Genomic DNA, 16,556 nt, shown 5'->3' with positions numbered 1-16,556 from the left:
TCGCCCTCCGGGGCTCGGGCGGCGAACGCTGGCACGAGGCCCGCCGCGAAACGTGGGGTGCCGGCCCGCCGCTCGGAGCGGCGACCGGTCGGGAGGTTGGACGTCGCCGGACGGCTACTCGGCGGCCGCCGCCCGGCCGTGCACGCCGCGGTCGCGGGCGAGCCGGTTGCCGAGCACGCCGATGCAGGAGACGAAGGCGCCTTGGATGCGGCCGACATCGTTCGTCAGCTTGTTGTAGGCCATCACCGCCGGGATCGCGACGACGAGGCCGATCGCGGTGGCGAACAGCGCCTCGGCGATGCCGGGCGCCACCACGGCGAGCGAGGTGTCCTGGCTCTTCGCGATCGACGAGAACGAATTCATGATGCCCCAGACGGTGCCGAACAGCCCGACGAACGGGGCCGTGGAGCCTGCGGTGGCGAGGAGCGGGAGGCCGGTCTGAAGCCGCTTGACCTCGAGCCCCAGAGCCGCGCGCATGGCGCGCTCGATGCGGTCGCGGCGCTCGGCGCGGGTCTCGGTCGGATCCTGGTCTCGCCACGCCTCGAGTGCGGCGTTGACGATGTGGGACGAGATTCCCTTGCGGCCGGCCTCCAGCGCCCCGCCCGAGCGGACCAGGGCCTCGAAGGCCTTCGCCTGACGCTTGGCGGCGGCGAGCCGCACGATCTTCTCGAAGACGACGGTCCAGCAGGCGATCGAGGCGACCACCAGAAGGATCATGACGCCCTTCACGATCGGGTCGGCCTGGAGGAACAGACCGACGAAAGAGAAATCGTGCACCGCTTCGGCGGCTGCGGGTGTGGGATCCATCACGGGCTCCTCGAACTCTCTCAAATCCTGTGCGGGCACGAGCCCGCGGGTCGCCCGGCCGCAAGGGCCGGACGGGATGACGGTGTCAGGTCAGCGGTCGAACGGGACGCTGCCCTTGCTCTCGGTCTCGGTCCGCTCGAGGCAGGCTTCCCGGCTGGACTCACCTCCCTCGCAGGAGAGAACGTCGTTGAGGAGGACGCGGCCGATCTTCGGGCAGGCGATGCCCGCGAAGTCGAAGATCTTCACGCTGGTCTTCTTCTCGGCGAGCGGTCCGAGCTCGACGGCGATGCGCTTCTGAGCCACCCCGTCGGTGTCGAAGGCGAACAGATCGACCTTGAGGGATTTCAGCGCCGTCCCGCGGCTGTTGTCGACGAGTAGGTAGGTTCGGCAGGCATCGCCCGTCGCCTCGAGGCGGTTGAGCTGCAGCTTGATCGGAGCGCCCCTGGCGCCGCCCTCCTGCGCCGAGGCCGGGCCGGCAAGCGGAAGAGCGAGTGCGGCAAGCGCCGCGAAGCGGGTGACCCGCCGGCGCCGATCCTCGCCGCACCCATTCTCGCCTCGTTCCCGCATCGCCACCTGCCCGTTCGCCGTCACGCTCGTTTCCCCCTGATGTTCCGCCGTCCCTCTCGGACGACCCGGTTCATTGACCGTCCCGATTTCAGTGCAGCGGCGTGCCGCGCGGCCTGCGCGCCTCGGCAGGCTGCAGCCGCGCAGCCGCGGCGTTGATCGTCTCGGCGGCATCGCGCACCGCCTCCGCGAGGCGTGGCGCCTCCGGCCGACCCGCGAGTTCCGCCGCTTCCCGCCGGACCGCCTCCCAATGCCGGCACCGGCCGCGCCGGATCAGCGCGACCAGGGCACATTCATTCGCCGTCACCCGGCAGCACGTGGCCGGCATGAATTGCCAATCCCCGCTCCGCTCCGCGCGCAGGGCCCGCAGGACCCCGACCATGCCGGAGACGAGGCGGCCGCCCTCGGCCGCACCGAGGAGCCGCTCCGCGCCGTCGAAGGCCGCGTCCCAGCAGGCGACGTCGCTCGTCATGTATCCCGAGGCCACGAAACGGGCTACCGACAGGGCGAGCACGTCCGCGTCGTCCGCGCAGACCTCGCTGACCTTCAGCATCCGATCGGTGACGGATGGAATCGAGGACGCGCTCATGCAGATCCCGGTCAAGCTCGAGCTTGCCGGCACGGGCACTGCACAAGCCACCGGACAACGCTTGGCCGCGGGAGTATCCGAGGACACCCCTCGGGATCAAGGTCTGCCCTGAATTATAGAGCAGTTCCAAACTGTTACCGCGAGATCGTGATTCGGCGCGGCGAAGCTTTGCCGAAAAATCCTGGATTGGCCTGCGCAAAAATCCCGATCCCGAGAGGGCTTGTCCCCGCGCGCTCGCGCTAGGGCGACCGCGCTCGCGGAAGAAGCGAGGCCGGCGGCCTGCGCGCCCCTTGATGAGGCTTCGCGAGCCCTCCATATCCGGAACACCGGCGGGGTCCCGTCGGCCGGAGCGCTGCATCCGCGGGCTCCCACGACGAAGTGCCCGCTCGGTCTCACGGCCTGGGGCTTCGGAAAGGACTCAGACCGGCGATGACGCGTCCCTCTCCGTTCGGACATCCGTTCCTCCTCGGCTTCGACGAGATCGAGCAGGCTCTCGATCGCGTCTCGAAAGCGGCGAACGACGGGTATCCGCCCTACAATATCGAGCGTCTGACGCGCACGGAGCAGGAGCCGGACCGGCTCCGCATCACCCTGGCGGTGGCGGGCTTCACCCGCGACCAGCTCGACGTGATGCTCGAGGAGAACCAGCTCGTCGTCCGCGGACGGCAGGTGGACGAGCGCGAGCGGCAATTCCTCCACCGCGGCATCGCCGCGCGTCAGTTCCAGCGGGCCTTCCTGCTGGCGGACGGCATGGAGGTGCTCGGCGCCGACCTCTCGAACGGGCTCCTCTCGATCGACCTCGCCCGGCCGGAACCGGAGCGGGTCGTCCGCAAGATCGCCATCGCGTCCCGCGACTGACGCGCTCGGCCACTTCCCACCGGCCGGCGTCGCCTCGGGACTGCAAACCGGCCCCAAGCTCTGCCTCGGAAGGAGGGCATGACATGACCGACCTCAACCAGAACCCCCTGACGGCCGCCGATCTCGATCCGGCGGAGTTCAACCCCGCGGACCTCGCCGCTCTCGGCGAAGGCCACATCGCCTATGTCCGCCCGATCCGCTCGGACGACGTGAAGCGATTCTTCCCGCAGGCGCCGGAACTGACGCCCGGGCTCGATCTGTTCGCCCTGCTCTCGGCCAGCGGCGCGCCGATCCTCCTCGCCGATTCGCGCGACGTCGTCGTCGCGAACGCGATGGCGCACGACCTCCACACCGTGAGCCTGCACTGACCGTCCCGCGGCCCGGATCGCATCCGGGCCGCCGTCACGCCATCTCGGCCACCGCCGCGACCAGGCGGCGAATGTCCTGGGGGCGCGACAGCCGGTGGTCGCCGTCCGCGATCAGCGTGAGCACGAGCCCCGCCTTCGGCAGCCGCTCGACGAGGCGGAAGGCATGGGCTGCCGGCACGTCCGGATCCTCCAGGCCCTGGAGGATGTGGACCGGACAGCCGAAATCGAGCGGGCCATCGAGCATCAGGTGCCGGCGCCCGTCCTCGATCAGGTCGAGGGAGATCGGGTCGGGTTCGGGGGCGTAGTCCGTCGGACGGTGCCAGACCCGGTCCCGCAACAGAGTGTCCCGGACCTCCTGCGGGAAGCGATCCCACATCAGCGTTTCTGTGAAATCGAGGGCCGGGGCGATCAGGACGAGGCCCGCCGGCGGCGCCTCGCCGCGCTCGCGGCGGGCGCGCGCCGCGAGGCACGCGATCCATCCGCCCATGGACGAACCGATCATGATTGGACGCTCCCGGGCGTAGATCGCGATCACCGCCTCCGCGTCCGCGAGCCAGGCCGAGATGGTGCCCTCGGCGAAGGTGCCGTCCGAGGCGCCGTGGCCCGAATAATCGAAGCGGACGAGCTTGCGCCCCGACTCCTTCGCCCAAGCATCGACCGCCATCGCCTTGGTGGCGCCCATGTCGGAGCGGAAGCCGCCGAGCCAGATCACGGGCGGCCCCGCCCCCTCGCGCACCCTCACGGCGATGCGGCGGCGCGCGCCTCCCGCCTCGACGGTGATGAAGTCCGGGCCTGCCTCGGCCGGATGAGCGCTCTCGGTCTGCATCGATCTCCTGCCGCGGGGGTTAGCTGTTGCGAGGGTTACCTGTTGATTGCGGGCATCCACCAATGTCGATGCGGCGCGCAAGGGTTCCGTTTACCCGGACGTTAGGGGGTGCAGCGATCCTTCCGACCATGACCGCACATTCAGGGGGCGGCCGAGCCCCGGCACGCCATCCTCACGCCCCGCCGCGGGCCGCGCTCCGATGAGCGGCGAGCCACGCCCTGGTCACGCCTTTCCGGCGGAGATCGGCCCGCTCGCGGGCGCCTGCATCCTGCAGATCATCCCCGAGTTGGAGGCGGGCGGTGCCGAGCGCACGGCCGTCGACGTCGCGGCGGGGCTCGCCGCGGCCGGCGCGCGACCGCTGGTGGCCACCGAGGGCGGCCGCCTCGTCGGCGAATTGCAGGCGAAGGGCGGCATCTGGGTCCCGTTCCCGGCGGCCGCGAAGAACCCGGTCGCGATGGCCCTCAACGTCCGGCGCCTGATGAGCCTGTGCAGGCGCGAGGGCGTGCAGCTGATCCACGCCCGCTCGCGGGCGCCGGCCTGGGTGGCCCTCGGCGCGGCGCGGCGGCTGAAGATCCCCTTCGTGACGACCTATCACGGCAGCTATTCCGGCCGGACGGGCGTGAAGGTGCTCTACAATTCGGTGATGGCGCGCGGCGACGTGGTCATCGCCAACTCGCGCTACACGGCGGACCGGATCCGGACGCTCCACGCCGAGCAGGCAGGCGACCGCGTCGAGGTGATCCACCGCGGCACCGATCTCGCGACCTTCAACCCTGTGGCGGTCGGTGCCGCCCGGGTCGAGGCGCTGCGGCGGAGCTGGGGCGTCGCTCCGCACGAGCGGGTGATCCTGCTCGCGGCGCGTCTCACCGCCTGGAAGGGCCAGCGCGTCCTGATCGAGGCGGCGGCGCTGATGCGCGACCGCGGCCTCGGGGATTTCGCCGTGATACTCGCCGGGGATCCGCAGGGCAGGGCGGCCTACGAGCGGGAACTCGACGCGCTGATCGCTGCCCATGGCCTCGCGGGCGTGGTCCGCCGCGTCGGCCATTGCACCGACATGCCGGCCGCCTTCCGCGCCGCCTCGGTGGTCGCCGTCCCCTCGATCGAGCCCGAAGCCTTCGGGCGCTCGGCCGTTGAGGCGCAGGCGCTCGGCACGCCGGTCGTCGTGTCCGACCTCGGGGCGGTACCGGAGACGGTGCTGAGCCCGCCCGACGTGGCGCCGGGACAGCGCACGGGCTGGCGCGTGCCCGCGGGCGATGCGGGCGCGCTCGCCAAGGCCCTGGCGGAGGCGCTCTCCCTCGGGGCGAGCGCCCGGGACGCGCTGGCGCGGCGCGAGCGGGCGCATGTGGAGGCCCATTTCTCGCTGGAGCGGATGGTCGCCGACACGCTCGGCGTCTACGCCCGGCTCTTGCCCCGGTGAAGGATCGTTCGCATCTGAGGACAATACGGGATCGTACAGAGGCCGGCCAAGGTCTTCGGGGATCCGGCCCGACAGGCCGTCACCGCCCGTGAACTGCGGCAAGTCTCGGATGTTGACTTGTGAAGCGGATCGGCCAAGGTGTCGCATCCGGGAAAGGCCGGAGCGTTCGGTGGTCGGGGCACTCACGTTCGGTGCCGCAGACTGCCGTTTCGTCGTTGCTTGAGGAGAATACAGCCATTCGTAGACCTATGAGAGCCATGCCGGCCCCGCAGAAGGACGGGCCGCGCGCCAACCGGGACATCCGCGGCGTTCGCGAAGTGCAGCTCATCGATGACACCGGCCAGAACCGTGGCATCGTGCCCTTCTTCGATGCCCTTCAGCTTGCCGAAGAGGCTGGCCTCGATCTCGTCGAGATCGCTCCCAATTCCACGCCTCCCGTCTGCAAGTTCCTCGATTACGGGCGCTTCCGCTTCAACGAACAGAAGAAGCAGAACGAGGCCCGCAAGCGGCAGAAGACGGTCGAGGTGAAGGAGATCAAGCTCCGCCCCGGCATCGACAAGCACGATTACGACGTGAAGATGAAGGCCGTGCAGCGCTTCTTCGAGGAGGGCGACAAGGTCAAGATCACGCTGCGTTTCCGCGGTCGCGAGATGGCGCACCAGGATCTCGGGCTGCGTCTCTTGGAGCGCGTGAAGGTCGAGACCGCCGAGATCGCCAAGGTGGAGAGCGAGCCGATGCTCGAAGGCCGCCAGATGATCATGGTCCTCGCCCCGCGCTGATGCGCGGCGAACGACTTCCTCGCCCACACCGTTTCGACAGCGCGCCGCCTCCTCCAGGGGCGGCGCCCTTTTCATGAGATGGACCCTGTGGCCACCGCTGCCCCGACCGACGCCTTCCTGTCCAGGCGGGTTCCGCTCGCCGGGCGGATGCGCCTGATCCACGCGCCCGCCGGCGACCCCGCCTTCGCCCGCTACACGGCCGGCCGCTTCCGGCATTACCGGCAGTTCTGCGAAGGGGTGCTGGAGGCGGATTCCGTCGCGCTCGACGTCGGTGCCAATATCGGCCTGACGGCGCTCGTCGCCGCCGAGACGGCGCGCCGGGGCCGGATCTACGCGATCGAGGCGGCCCCGCGGAACTTCGCGGCCCTCTCGCGCAACGTCTACGAGCACGGCGCTTCGGTCATCCGCCCGATCCACTGCGCGGTGGGATCGGAGACCGGCACGGTCCCGTTCTTCGACCATTCCGCCTTCGGCTTCGTGGTGGCCGAGGCGACCATGGCCTCGGTGCCGAGCACGCCGGTGCCGATGCGCCGCCTCGACGACATCGCCGCCGAGGCCGGGATCACGCGGCTCGACGCCATCAAGATCGACATCGAGGGGCTGGAACAGGAGGCGCTGCTCGGCGCGTCAGAGATCCTCGCCCGGTTCGAGCCCGTGGTGATGCTTGAGTTCAACTCGTGGTGCCAGATCGCGTCCTACGACAAGAGCCCGCGCCGTTTCCTCGAATGGCTGCTGGACACATTCCCCCAGCTCCACATCTGGCGCGACGGCCGGCTCACGGACGTGCGCGCCATCGGCGTCTACGAGTTCCTCCACCGCAACCTGACGCAGCACCGCTGCAACACGGACCTCGTCGCGGCCTATTCGGGCGAGCGGCTCGAACGCCTGAGGGCGCAGCAGGAGGGGCGGGGGCTGGCCGGCCTGCGGAAACGCCTCGGCCTCTGAGGGGCCGACGCTCCTGAGCCGACGCGGCCCCTCGTCCCGACCCTCTCCCGAACGGGAGAGGGTGCGTGCCGCTTCACTTCAGCATCGCGATCTGCGCGTCGCCCGTCCGCCGGAGCACGTTCACCGTCACGTCGTCGGCGTGGCGCTGGATGCGCAGATCGATGCGCGAGGAGCCGACCTTCACGTTGAAGATCGAGACGCCGTCGAGGAACGCCGGCAGGGTCGGGTTGCGGAAGCGGACCCGGTTGCGGGCGTGGTCGATCTCGAGGCCGAGGCAGGCCGCGAGGAACGCGAAGGGGGCGGCCGCTGCCCAGGCCTGCGGGCTGCAGGCCACGGGATAGGCCACGGGTCCGCGCTGACGGCGCCGCATGAAGCCGCAGAACAGCTCCGGCAGGCGCTTCTGGTCCTGGTAGAGGGCCGTGTCGAACATGCCCTGGAAGATGCGCGAAGCCTCGGGCTTCAGGTCGTAGCGGGCGAGGCCGAGCGCGATCAGGGCGTTGTCGTGCGGCCAGATCGAGCCGTTGTGATAGGACATCGGGTTGTAGCGCGCCTCGCCGCGGGCGATCGTGCGCACGCCCCAGCCGTTGAACCCGTCCTTTGACAGGAGCTGTGCGGCCACGCTCGCGGCTCGTTCCGGCAGGGCGATGCCGGTGAAGAGGGCGTGGCCCGCATTCGACGAGCGCACCGCGCATTGCCGCTTCTCGCCGTCGAGGGCGAGCACGTAGGTGCCGATCTCGGCGTTCCAGAACGCCTTGTCGAAGGATTCCCGGAGCTGGCGGGCCTGATGCGTCAGCGATTCGGCGAGGGCGTCGTGGCCGAGCATGGCGGCGAGCTTCGCCATGCCGTTCTTGGCGGCGTAGACGTAGCCCTGGACCTCGCAGAGCGCGATCGGCCCCTTGGCGAGCTGCCCGTCGGCGTGGAAGATCGAATCGTGGCTGTCTTTCCAGCCCTGGTTCTCGAGGCCCTTGTCGGTGTCGCGGGCATATTCGACGAAGCCGTCGCCGTCCCGGTCGCCGTACTCGTTCATCCAGGTCAGCGCCAGTTCGAGCGCCGGCCAGATCCTGGCGATCGTGTCCCGGTCGCCGGTCACGGCGTAATAGTCCCAGGCCAGCATCACGAAGAGCGGCGTGCCGTCGATCGTGCCGTAATAGTGCCGGAACGGCACCTCGCCGAGCATCGCCATCTCGCCGCGGCGGGTCTCGTGGAGCACCTTGCCGGGCTGGGCGTCGGCCGCCGGATCGATGGTCTTGGCCTGGGTCGAGGCAAGGTAGCGCAGCACGCCCTTGGCGAAGTTCGGGTCGATCCAGAGCGACATCATCGCCGTGATGATGCCGTCGCGGCCGAACACGGTGGAGTACCAGGGGATGCCGGCGAAAGGATAGATGCCCTCGGGCGTCCGGCTCGCGAGCATGTAGAGGTCGGCGGTGGCGCGGCAGGCCGCCTCGTTGAACTGGTCGTTCGAGGAGATGATCGTGGTGATGCCGGCGGTGAGCTGGCGCTGGTCGCGCCGCGCGTCCCGGTAGGCGCGGGCGAAGACCACGCCCTCCGCGAGGCCCTTCGGCGGGCGCACGCCCGTGCTGCCCGCGGCCGCCGAGAGGCCGGCCGCCGCCTCCTCGCCGACCTTCTCGGCCGCTGGCGCGCTCGTGAAGGCGCGGTGCGACTCGCAGACGACGCGGATGAACAGCGAGGCGCGCTCGCCCGGAGCCAGCGTCACCTCGAACTCGGCGCGGCCCGCCTCGATCCGGTTCGGCTTCGGCCCGAAATGCACGGCGGTGGTGCGCACCACCTCGTCGAGGCCGACGTAGCGGAACTGCACCTCGCGCTCGCTCGCCACCTGCACCGAGCGCTTGCCGCGCTGCGTGCGGTTGGTGCCGCGCACCTCGAACAGGTCGCGGTAATCGGCGTCGAAGGTGAGGGTGATGCGGAAGGTGCGCTTGCGCGAATCGTAGGAGCGCAGGCCGATCCGGTCGTAGCAGCTGCCCTTGAACAGGAACTTGGTGCGCTCGATCGCGATCACCTCGCGCGGGATCGAGCTGTCGTCGTGCGCGTCGATCCGGATGTCGGGCGTCGTCATGTCGACGCTGAGCGCGCCGTTGTCGTCCTGCATCACCGAGGAGAGCAGGAGGGGCCGCTGGTCCTCGATCGTAAAATGCAGGCGCGAGAGGTAGCGCGTGTCCTGGAAGTAGAGCCCCTCGGGGCCGGGCAGCACGCCGATGTCGCCGTAGCTGTCGAGGACGGCGAAGGCCTCGCCGAACTTGAGCGAGCGCAGCGGGCGCTCGACCAGGGAGGTCTGCGCCTCGATGTGGTATTGCGGAAGAACCTCGTCGGCGTCCTGGAACCCGAAGGCGCGCTGCGGCGCCTCGGCATCGGGAGCGTGTGCCTTCGCCGTCATGTCTTCCGCCGCCATGCTGGGCTTCTCCGGATTGTCGAGGGACGCGAATCGAAAGGGCCGCCGAATCGCTCTGGATCGCGAAGCGGCGGCCCTTGGGACCGTCTGAGTTGGGCGATCTTACGACGCCTGCGAGGGCCTGTTAACCCGTGCAGGCGCCGTGCCGCGCTGGGTCGTTCAGGCCGGCATCGCGGCGGCCGAGAGCGAGGGGCGGGCGGAGCCGTTCATCTCGCCGTAATGCGGGGCGAAGGCGGACGCGGTCGGCAGCTTGATGACGTCGGTCTGGCCGGCGAGGAGCTGCTCGTAGGCCGCCACGTACTTGCGGACCATGCACTCGGCCGTGAACTGGCTCTCGAAATGGCGCCGCACACCGGCCCGGCTCATCGCCTTGACCTTGTCCACCGCCGCGACCGCCTCGTCCATGCTGTCGCACAGGACGCCGCTGACGCCGTCGGCGATCACCTCGGGCACGGAGCCGTTGCGGAAGGCGATCACCGGCGTGCCGGCCGACATCGCCTCGATCATGACGAGGCCGAAGGGCTCCGGCCAGTCGATCGGGAAGGCGAGGGCGAGGGCGTTGCCGAGGAAGTCCTTCTTCTGCTCCTCGTTGATCTCGCCGATATACTCAATCAGCGGATGGTGGATCATCGGCTCGATGACCTCGTCCCAATATTCTTGGTCCGCCTTGTCGACCTTGGCGGCGATCTTCAGCGGCACGCCGGAGCGCTTCGCCATCTCGATCGCGCGGTCGGGGCGCTTCTCGGGCGAGATGCGGCCGAGGAAGGCGAGGTAGCCGCCCTTGGCGTCGGGGTAGTACGGGCAGTTCTGCGCCGGCAGGCCGTGATGGATCGTCGAGGCCCAGTTCACGTTCGGCGGCATCGGCTCGCGCTGGTTGTCCGAGATCGAGACCAGCGGCATGCCGGTGAAGGTCCGGTAGACCGGCATGAAGTCCGGCACGTCGAGGCGGCCGTGCATCGTGGTGATGCACTTGTGGTTCATGTCCTCGAACATCGGGTACTGCAGCAGGTCGATGTGGAAGTGCAGGATGTCGAACTCGTGCGCCCGGCGGCGGACGTGATGCAGCATCGCGAGGTGGCTCGCGGTGTGGTCGCGGTAGCCGAGCAGCCGCAGCCCCTCGGGGGTGCAGGCCGCGAGCTTGGCCGAGGTATCCGAGTCGCCGCTCGCGAAGAGCGTCACGTCATGTCCCTGCCGGACGAGTTCCTCGGTGATCCAGGACACGACGCGCTCTGTGCCGCCGTAGAACTTCGGAGGCACGGCCTCCGAGAGCGGGGCGATCTGGGCAATGCGCACGAAAAAGTCTCCTGTGAGGACGAGCGTTTCGGAGAGCTAACCCGATCCGGCCTGAGTGGGACATGAACGAAACTGACAGCCAAGGTTATGGTTCCGGTGGGGCTGGCGCGTTACCGAAATCTTGGCGCACGCCGCAGATGTCCCCGCTATCCCTCCTGTTGTTCGCCCGCACTCACGAGTCCTGCCAGCCCGGCTAGACACGCCGATGCACGTCCGGGGCCATATCCGGGCGCGCGCGTCGCGCGGAAGTCGCACCGGGCGCCGCGAAGTGATTGAATCGGCGTCGCCGATCTGTCATAAGCCCCGCGCGTCGAACCGCCCGGCCGGATAGGGCTGCCGTGGCGGTTCGTGTTGCTCCACCAGAAGCATCGATCGCACGCGAGGGGTCCGGCCCTTTCCGGGTCGGACGGGCCTTGCCCAACGGAGAGCCAAATGCCCAAGCTGAAGACGAAGTCGGGCGCCAAGAAGCGCTTCAAGATCACCGGCACCGGCAAGGTGATGTATGCCCAGGCCGGCAAGCGCCACGGCATGATCAAGCGGACCACGAAGCAGATCCGCAACCTGCGCGGCACGACGACCCTCTTCGAGGGCGATGCCGCCAACGTGAAGAAGTACTTCCTGCCGAACGCGCGGTAAGTGCCTCACGACGTTTCGAATCTGTTTTTCTTTAGTCCAGGAGATCGACCATGGCCCGCGTCAAGCGCGGCGTGACCAGTCACGCGAAGCACAAGAAAGTCCTCAAGGCCGCCCGCGGCTATTACGGCCGGCGCAAGAATACGATCCGCATCGCCAAGCAGGCGGTGGAGAGGGGTCTGCAATACGCCTACCGCGACCGCAAGAACAAGAAGCGCACCTTCCGCGCCCTCTGGATCCAGCGGCTCAACGCGGCGGTGCGCGAGCACGGCCTGACCTATTCCCGCTTCATCGACGGGCTGGCCAAGTCCGGCATCGTGGTGGACCGCAAGGCGCTCTCCGAGCTCGCCATCCACGAGCCCGCGAGCTTTGCGGCGGTGGTGGAGAAGGCCAAGGCCGCCCTCCCGTCCGCCAAGGCCGCGTAACGGCTCCGGCGCACGCGAGAGCAGGACGTTCCGGCGAGGGGCGCGGCGCGGATGGCGCCGCGCCCTCGTCATTTCCGGGCCCTGCCGGCCGGCGCCCCTTGCATCGGCGCGCGAGCCGGAACAAGCACCCCGCATCACCGACCCGCCCGGCCGGGCGGCCCGAGGACAGCGATGACCGATCTCGACACCCTCGAACGCGATCTCCTCGCGAAAGTGGAGGCGGCCTCCGACGAGGCCTCGCTCGAATCCCTGCGCGTCGCGGCGCTCGGCAAGAAGGGCAGCGTGTCGGACCTCCTGAAGACCCTCGGCTCCATGAGCCCGGAGGAGCGCAAGGAGCGCGGCCCCCTCATCAACGGCCTGCGCGACCGGGTGCAGGGCGCTCTCACGAGCCGGCGCGAGGCGCTGGCCGAGGCGGCACTGTCGGCGCGGCTCGCGGCCGAGCGGATCGACGTGAGCCTGCCCCTGCGCGAGGCGCCGGAGGCGCGCGGGCGCATCCACCCGATCAGCCAGGTCATCGACGAGATCACCGCGATCTTCGCCGATATGGGCTTCTCGGTGGCCGAGGGGCCGGACATCGAGACGGACGAGCTGAACTTCACCGCGCTCAACTTCCCGCCGGGCCACCCGGCCCGCGAGATGCACGACACCTTCTTCCTGCGCCCCGACCGGAACGGGCAGCGCAAGGTGCTGCGCACCCACACCTCGCCCGTCCAGATCCGCACGATGCGGGCTGAGGCGCCGCCGATCCGGGTGATCATCCCCGGACGGACCTACCGGCACGATTCGGACCAGACCCACACGCCGATGTTCCACCAGGTCGAGGGGCTCGTGATCGACCGCTCGGCCAACATCGCGAACCTGAAATGGGTGCTGGAGGAGTTCTGCAAGGCGTTCTTCGAGGTGGAGGGCGTGAAGATGCGTTTCCGCCCCTCCTTCTTCCCCTTCACCGAGCCTTCGGCGGAGGTCGACATCCAGTGCTCGCGCAAGGGCGGCGAGATCCGCTTCGGCGAGGGCGACGACTGGCTGGAGATCCTCGGCTGCGGCATGGTCCACCCGAACGTGCTCCGGAATTGCGGGCTCGACCCGGACAGCGTGCAGGGCTTCGCCTTCGGCGTCGGCATCGACCGCATCGCCATGCTGAAATACGGGATGCCGGACCTGCGCCCCTTCTTCGAGGCGGATGTCCGCTGGCTCGACCATTACGGCTTCCGGCCCCTCGACGTGCCGAGCCTCGTGAGCGGCCTCACCGGCTGACCTGAGCTCTCCCACGATCCCGGCGTCGGCCGGGTCGCTCCCTCATCCAGGCCGGCGCCCCCCGCTCCGACGGGAAGCGGCGCCGAAGGACGGCTCCGATGAAATTCACCCTCTCCTGGCTCAAGGACCACCTCGAGACCGACGCCTCCCTCGACACCATCGCCGAGACGCTCACGCGCATCGGCCTCGAGGTGGAGGGCATCGAGGACAAGGCGACCGCGCTGAAGCCCTACGTCGTCGCCAAGGTGCTCACCGCCGAGCAGCACCCGAACGCCGACCGCCTGCGCGTCTGCACGGTCGATGCGGGCGACGGGCAGCCGCTGCAGGTGGTGTGCGGGGCGCCGAACGCGCGCGCAGGCATGAAATCGGTCTTCGCGCCGCCCGGCACCTACGTCCCGGGCAAGAACATCACCCTGTCGGTCGGCTCCATCCGCGGCGTCGAGAGCCGCGGCATGCTCTGCTCGGGCGCCGAGCTCGGCCTCGGCGACGACCATGACGGCATCCTCGACCTGCCGGAGGACGCCCCCGTCGGCGAGCCCTACGCCCTCTATGCCGGGCTCGACGACCCGACCATCGAGATCAATCTCACGCCGAACCGGCCGGATTGCACCTCCATCCACGGCATCGCCCGGGACCTCGCGGCGACCGGGATCGGGATCCTGAAGCGCGAGCCGCTGCCGCCCGTGCGCGGAGAAGGGACCTGCCCGGTCCCCGTCGCCCTCGATTTCGCGGGCGAGGACGCCAAGCTCTGCCCGCTCTTCGCCCTGCGGCTCGTGCGCGGCGTGCGCAACGGCCCGTCGCCGGCCTGGATGCAGGCGCGCCTGCGGGCGATCGGGCTCCGGCCGATCAACGCCCTCGTCGACATCACGAACTACATGACCTTCGACCGCGGGCGCCCGCTCCACGTCTTCGACGCGGCCAAGGTCGCGGGCGGGCTGACCGTGCGCCGGGCCCGGGACGGCGAGACGCTCCGCGCCCTCGACGGCCGCACCCACACGCTCACCGAAGAGATGGTCGTGATCGCGGACGAGCGCGGTGTCGAATCGATCGCCGGCATCATCGGCGGCGAGGCTTCGGGCTGCGACGAGGGCACTGTCGACGTGCTCATCGAATCGGCCCTGTGGGACCCGGCCAACATCGCCCAGACCGGGCGCCGCCTCGGCGTCATCACGGACGCGCGCTACCGCTTCGAGCGCGGCGTCGACCCGGCCTTCACCCTGCCCGGGCTCGACCTCGCGACCCGCCTCGTCCTCGACATCTGCGGCGGCAGCCCCAGCGAGGCGACGATCGCGGGCGAGGTGCCCGAGACCGGCCACGTCATCGACTTCCCCTGGACGGAGGTCCGGCGGCTCGCCGGCATCGAACTCTCGCGGGCCGAGATGAAGGTGACGCTGGAGACCCTCGGCTTCCACGTGGCCGGCACCGGCGACCGGGTGAAGGTGCTCGCGCCCTCTTGGCGGCCGGACATCGAGGGCAAGGCCGATCTCGTCGAGGAGATCGTGCGCATCGCTGGCCTCGACCGGATCGAGCCGAAGCCCCTGCCGCGCCTCGTGGCGGGCGCCGCCAAGCCGGTGCTGACCGTAATCCAGAAGCGCACCCGCGTGGCGAAGCGCGCGCTGGCGAGCCGCGGCCTGATGGAGGCCGTGACCTGGTCCTTCATCCCGCACGAGGATGCCGTGCTCTTCGGCGGCGGCGGCGAGGCGCTGGCGCTCGCCAACCCGATCGCCTCGGACCTCTCGGACATGCGCCCGAGCCTCGTGCCGGGCCTGCTGCGCGCCGCCCAGCGCAACGCCGACCGCGGCTATCCCGACGTCGCCCTGTTCGAGGTCGGCCAGTGCTTCGCGGGGGACGAGCCGGAGGATCAGACCATGCGCGCGGCGGCCGTGCGCCGGGGCAGCGCGGGCCACGTGGGCGGCGGGCGCCACTGGGACAGCACGGCAGGCGCCGTCGACGCCTTCGACGGAAAGGCCGACGCGCTCGCGTTGCTGGCCGGCCTCGGCGTGCCCACCGGCGGCCTGCAGGTGGCGGCGGGCGGCCCCGAATGGCTCCATCCCGGCCGCTCGGGCACCCTTCAATTCGGACCGAAGAACCAAGTGGGCCATTTCGGCGAGGTCCATCCGCGCATCCTCAAGGCGCTCGACCTGAAGGGGACCTTCGTCGCGTTCGAGATCATCCTCGACGCGCTGCCGCTGCCGAAGTTCAAGCCGACCAAGGTGAAGCCGGCGCTCGCCCTCTCCGACTTCCAGCCCGTCTCGCGCGACTTCGCCTTCGTGGTCGGCCGCGACGTCGCCGCGGGTGATGTCGTGAAGGCCGCGCAGGCCGCCGAGCGCAAGCTGATCGCCGGCATCGACGTGTTCGACATCTACGAGGGCACCGGCATCCCCGAGGGCTCGAAGTCGGTGGCGATCGCGGTCCGGCTCCAGCCCGTCGAGAAGACGCTGACGGATGCCGAGATCGAGGCGGTGAGCGCCAGGATCGTCGCCGAGGTCGCCCGCAAGACCGGCGCGACCCTGCGCTCGTGACGGGCACCGACCTCATCCGGCGCCTCGGGCAGGCCGACTTCCTGCCCGAGGAGGCGCTGCGCGAGGCCCTCGCCGCGCCGGAGGCGATCTCGGGCGAGGTCTTGCGCCTCCTCGACGCGGCCGGAACCGGCGCGGAGTTGACGGACGAGGAGGCGAACCTCCTGTTCTGGGGCCTGCACGTGCTCGCCGCCGTGCGGGACGGGCGCGCCTTTCCGCCCTTGCTCCGCCTGCTCCGGCAGGACGGCGAGACGATCGACGACCTTCTCGGCGACGCCGCCGGCACGACGCTGCCGCAGGTTCTCGCGAGCCTCTACGACGGCGACTCCGACGCGCTCTTCGCGCTCGTCCTCGACAGCACCACGGACGACCTCGTGCGCAACGAGGCTCTGGCCGCCACCGCCTTCCTGGTTCGGGACGGCCGCATCGCCAGGGACGCCGCCGCCGGGATGCTCGCGCGATTCGACGACAAGCGCGTCGCGGTCGAGGGCGATGCCGGCTGGGTGGGCTGGGAGGAGGCGATCGCGCTGACCGGCCTGCGCGACCTCGCGCCCCGCGTCGAGGCGGCGCGCAAGGACGGGCGGCTGCCGCCAGAATTCTCCGACCCAGCCTGGTTCCGCGGCGCGCTCCGCCGGTCCGAGACACGACCCGACGACACTCGGGACCTCGACGAGCGCGGCCTCGGCTATCTCGACGATCCGCTGGCGGCCCTGGCCTGGACCCTGGAGGGCGCGGGCGAGCCCGCCCACAACCCGTTCCGGGACGTCGGCCGCAACGATCCCTGCCCCTGCGGCTCGGGAAAGAAGTTCAAGAAGTGCTGCCTCGGCGCCTGACGCGCCGATGCGCACGCGCTGCGGGACGAACCCGTTCCT

General features: G+C 70.1%; 16 protein-coding genes. 10 read left to right on the top strand and 6 right to left on the bottom strand.

Annotated features, from left to right (window positions below):
- Positions 1 to 114 precede the first annotated feature (114 nt).
- The 3 genes from J2X36_RS08290 to J2X36_RS08280 all read right to left on the bottom strand — a co-directional run bounded on the left by J2X36_RS08290 (position 115) and on the right by J2X36_RS08280 (position 1,960).
- Positions 115 to 807 carry a MotA/TolQ/ExbB proton channel family protein gene (locus J2X36_RS08290; protein WP_310348260.1) on the bottom strand — a complete coding sequence of 231 codons (693 nt, stop codon included), beginning with the start codon at positions 805 to 807 and terminating at the stop codon, positions 115 to 117.
- A gap of 90 nt (positions 808 to 897) precedes the next feature.
- Positions 898 to 1,374 carry a Tat pathway signal protein gene (locus J2X36_RS08285; protein WP_405029752.1) on the bottom strand — a complete coding sequence of 159 codons (477 nt, stop codon included), beginning with the start codon at positions 1,372 to 1,374 and terminating at the stop codon, positions 898 to 900.
- Between the two features lie 88 nt (positions 1,375 to 1,462).
- Complete coding sequence (locus tag J2X36_RS08280; RefSeq protein WP_310348254.1) at positions 1,463 to 1,960, bottom strand: hypothetical protein; 498 nt, start codon at positions 1,958 to 1,960, stop codon at positions 1,463 to 1,465.
- Positions 1,961 to 2,389: 429 nt separating this feature from the next.
- Between J2X36_RS08280 and J2X36_RS08275 the strand changes: the two genes are divergently transcribed.
- Together J2X36_RS08275 and J2X36_RS08270 are read left to right on the top strand one after the other, a co-directional pair.
- On the top strand, positions 2,390 to 2,818 hold the full coding sequence (locus tag J2X36_RS08275) for an Hsp20 family protein (RefSeq protein ID WP_132252022.1): 429 nt from the start codon (positions 2,390 to 2,392) through the stop codon (positions 2,816 to 2,818).
- A gap of 83 nt (positions 2,819 to 2,901) precedes the next feature.
- A complete protein-coding gene (locus J2X36_RS08270) occupies positions 2,902 to 3,186 on the top strand; it encodes a DUF1150 domain-containing protein (protein WP_132252019.1) in 285 nt (94 codons plus the stop codon).
- Between the two features lie 34 nt (positions 3,187 to 3,220).
- Here the strand turns inward: J2X36_RS08270 and J2X36_RS08265 are convergent, their stop codons facing one another.
- A complete protein-coding gene (locus J2X36_RS08265) occupies positions 3,221 to 4,012 on the bottom strand; it encodes an alpha/beta hydrolase (protein ID WP_310348246.1) in 792 nt (263 codons plus the stop codon).
- A gap of 199 nt (positions 4,013 to 4,211) precedes the next feature.
- On the opposite strand from J2X36_RS08265, the gene J2X36_RS08260 reads away from it, so the two are divergent.
- The 3 genes from J2X36_RS08260 (at position 4,212) to J2X36_RS08250 (ending at position 7,153) form a co-directional block, all read left to right on the top strand.
- A complete protein-coding gene (locus J2X36_RS08260) occupies positions 4,212 to 5,429 on the top strand; it encodes a glycosyltransferase family 4 protein (protein WP_310348245.1) in 1,218 nt (405 codons plus the stop codon).
- A gap of 257 nt (positions 5,430 to 5,686) precedes the next feature.
- Positions 5,687 to 6,208 carry a translation initiation factor IF-3 gene (gene infC, locus J2X36_RS08255; RefSeq protein ID WP_245516469.1) on the top strand — a complete coding sequence of 174 codons (522 nt, stop codon included), beginning with the start codon at positions 5,687 to 5,689 and terminating at the stop codon, positions 6,206 to 6,208.
- A gap of 87 nt (positions 6,209 to 6,295) precedes the next feature.
- On the top strand, positions 6,296 to 7,153 hold the full coding sequence (locus tag J2X36_RS08250; RefSeq protein ID WP_310348243.1) for an FkbM family methyltransferase: 858 nt from the start codon (positions 6,296 to 6,298) through the stop codon (positions 7,151 to 7,153).
- Between the two features lie 73 nt (positions 7,154 to 7,226).
- Here J2X36_RS08250 and J2X36_RS08245 read toward each other — a convergent pair whose 3' ends face one another.
- Positions 7,227 to 9,560, bottom strand: a complete 2,334-nt coding sequence (locus J2X36_RS08245) for an amylo-alpha-1,6-glucosidase (protein WP_310348241.1) — start codon at positions 9,558 to 9,560, stop codon at positions 7,227 to 7,229.
- A 159-nt stretch (positions 9,561 to 9,719) separates the two neighbouring features.
- Positions 9,720 to 10,853: a glycosyltransferase family 4 protein gene (locus tag J2X36_RS08240; RefSeq protein ID WP_310348239.1), complete on the bottom strand. Its 1,134-nt coding sequence runs from the start codon at positions 10,851 to 10,853 to the stop codon at positions 9,720 to 9,722.
- A gap of 432 nt (positions 10,854 to 11,285) precedes the next feature.
- Here J2X36_RS08240 and rpmI point away from each other — a divergent pair, with 432 nt between their 5' ends.
- The 5 genes from rpmI to J2X36_RS08215 all read left to right on the top strand — a co-directional run bounded on the left by rpmI (position 11,286) and on the right by J2X36_RS08215 (position 16,517).
- Positions 11,286 to 11,489, top strand: a complete 204-nt coding sequence (gene rpmI, locus J2X36_RS08235) for a 50S ribosomal protein L35 (protein ID WP_007561407.1) — start codon at positions 11,286 to 11,288, stop codon at positions 11,487 to 11,489.
- Between the two features lie 50 nt (positions 11,490 to 11,539).
- The gene (gene rplT, locus J2X36_RS08230) at positions 11,540 to 11,911 is read left to right on the top strand and encodes a 50S ribosomal protein L20 (protein ID WP_310348143.1); all 372 of its coding nucleotides are present in this window, start codon (positions 11,540 to 11,542) and stop codon (positions 11,909 to 11,911) included.
- A gap of 171 nt (positions 11,912 to 12,082) precedes the next feature.
- A complete protein-coding gene (gene pheS / locus J2X36_RS08225; RefSeq protein WP_310348142.1) occupies positions 12,083 to 13,165 on the top strand; it encodes a phenylalanine--tRNA ligase subunit alpha in 1,083 nt (360 codons plus the stop codon).
- Positions 13,166 to 13,263: 98 nt separating this feature from the next.
- On the top strand, positions 13,264 to 15,687 hold the full coding sequence (gene pheT, locus J2X36_RS08220) for a phenylalanine--tRNA ligase subunit beta (protein WP_310348140.1): 2,424 nt from the start codon (positions 13,264 to 13,266) through the stop codon (positions 15,685 to 15,687).
- Positions 15,684 to 16,517, top strand: coding sequence for a DUF1186 domain-containing protein (locus tag J2X36_RS08215; RefSeq protein ID WP_310348137.1), 834 nt, complete (start codon positions 15,684 to 15,686; stop codon positions 16,515 to 16,517). Before pheT ends, J2X36_RS08215 begins: the two co-directional genes overlap by 4 nt.
- Positions 16,518 to 16,556: the final 39 nt, after the last annotated feature.

This window comes from Methylobacterium sp. BE186 (genome assembly GCF_031457035.1).
GTDB classification, from domain to species: Bacteria; Pseudomonadota; Alphaproteobacteria; order Rhizobiales; family Beijerinckiaceae; genus Methylobacterium; species Methylobacterium segetis.
The sequence above is the reverse complement of the archived record's forward strand: the minus strand, read 5'-3'. Positions and strand labels throughout refer to the sequence as shown.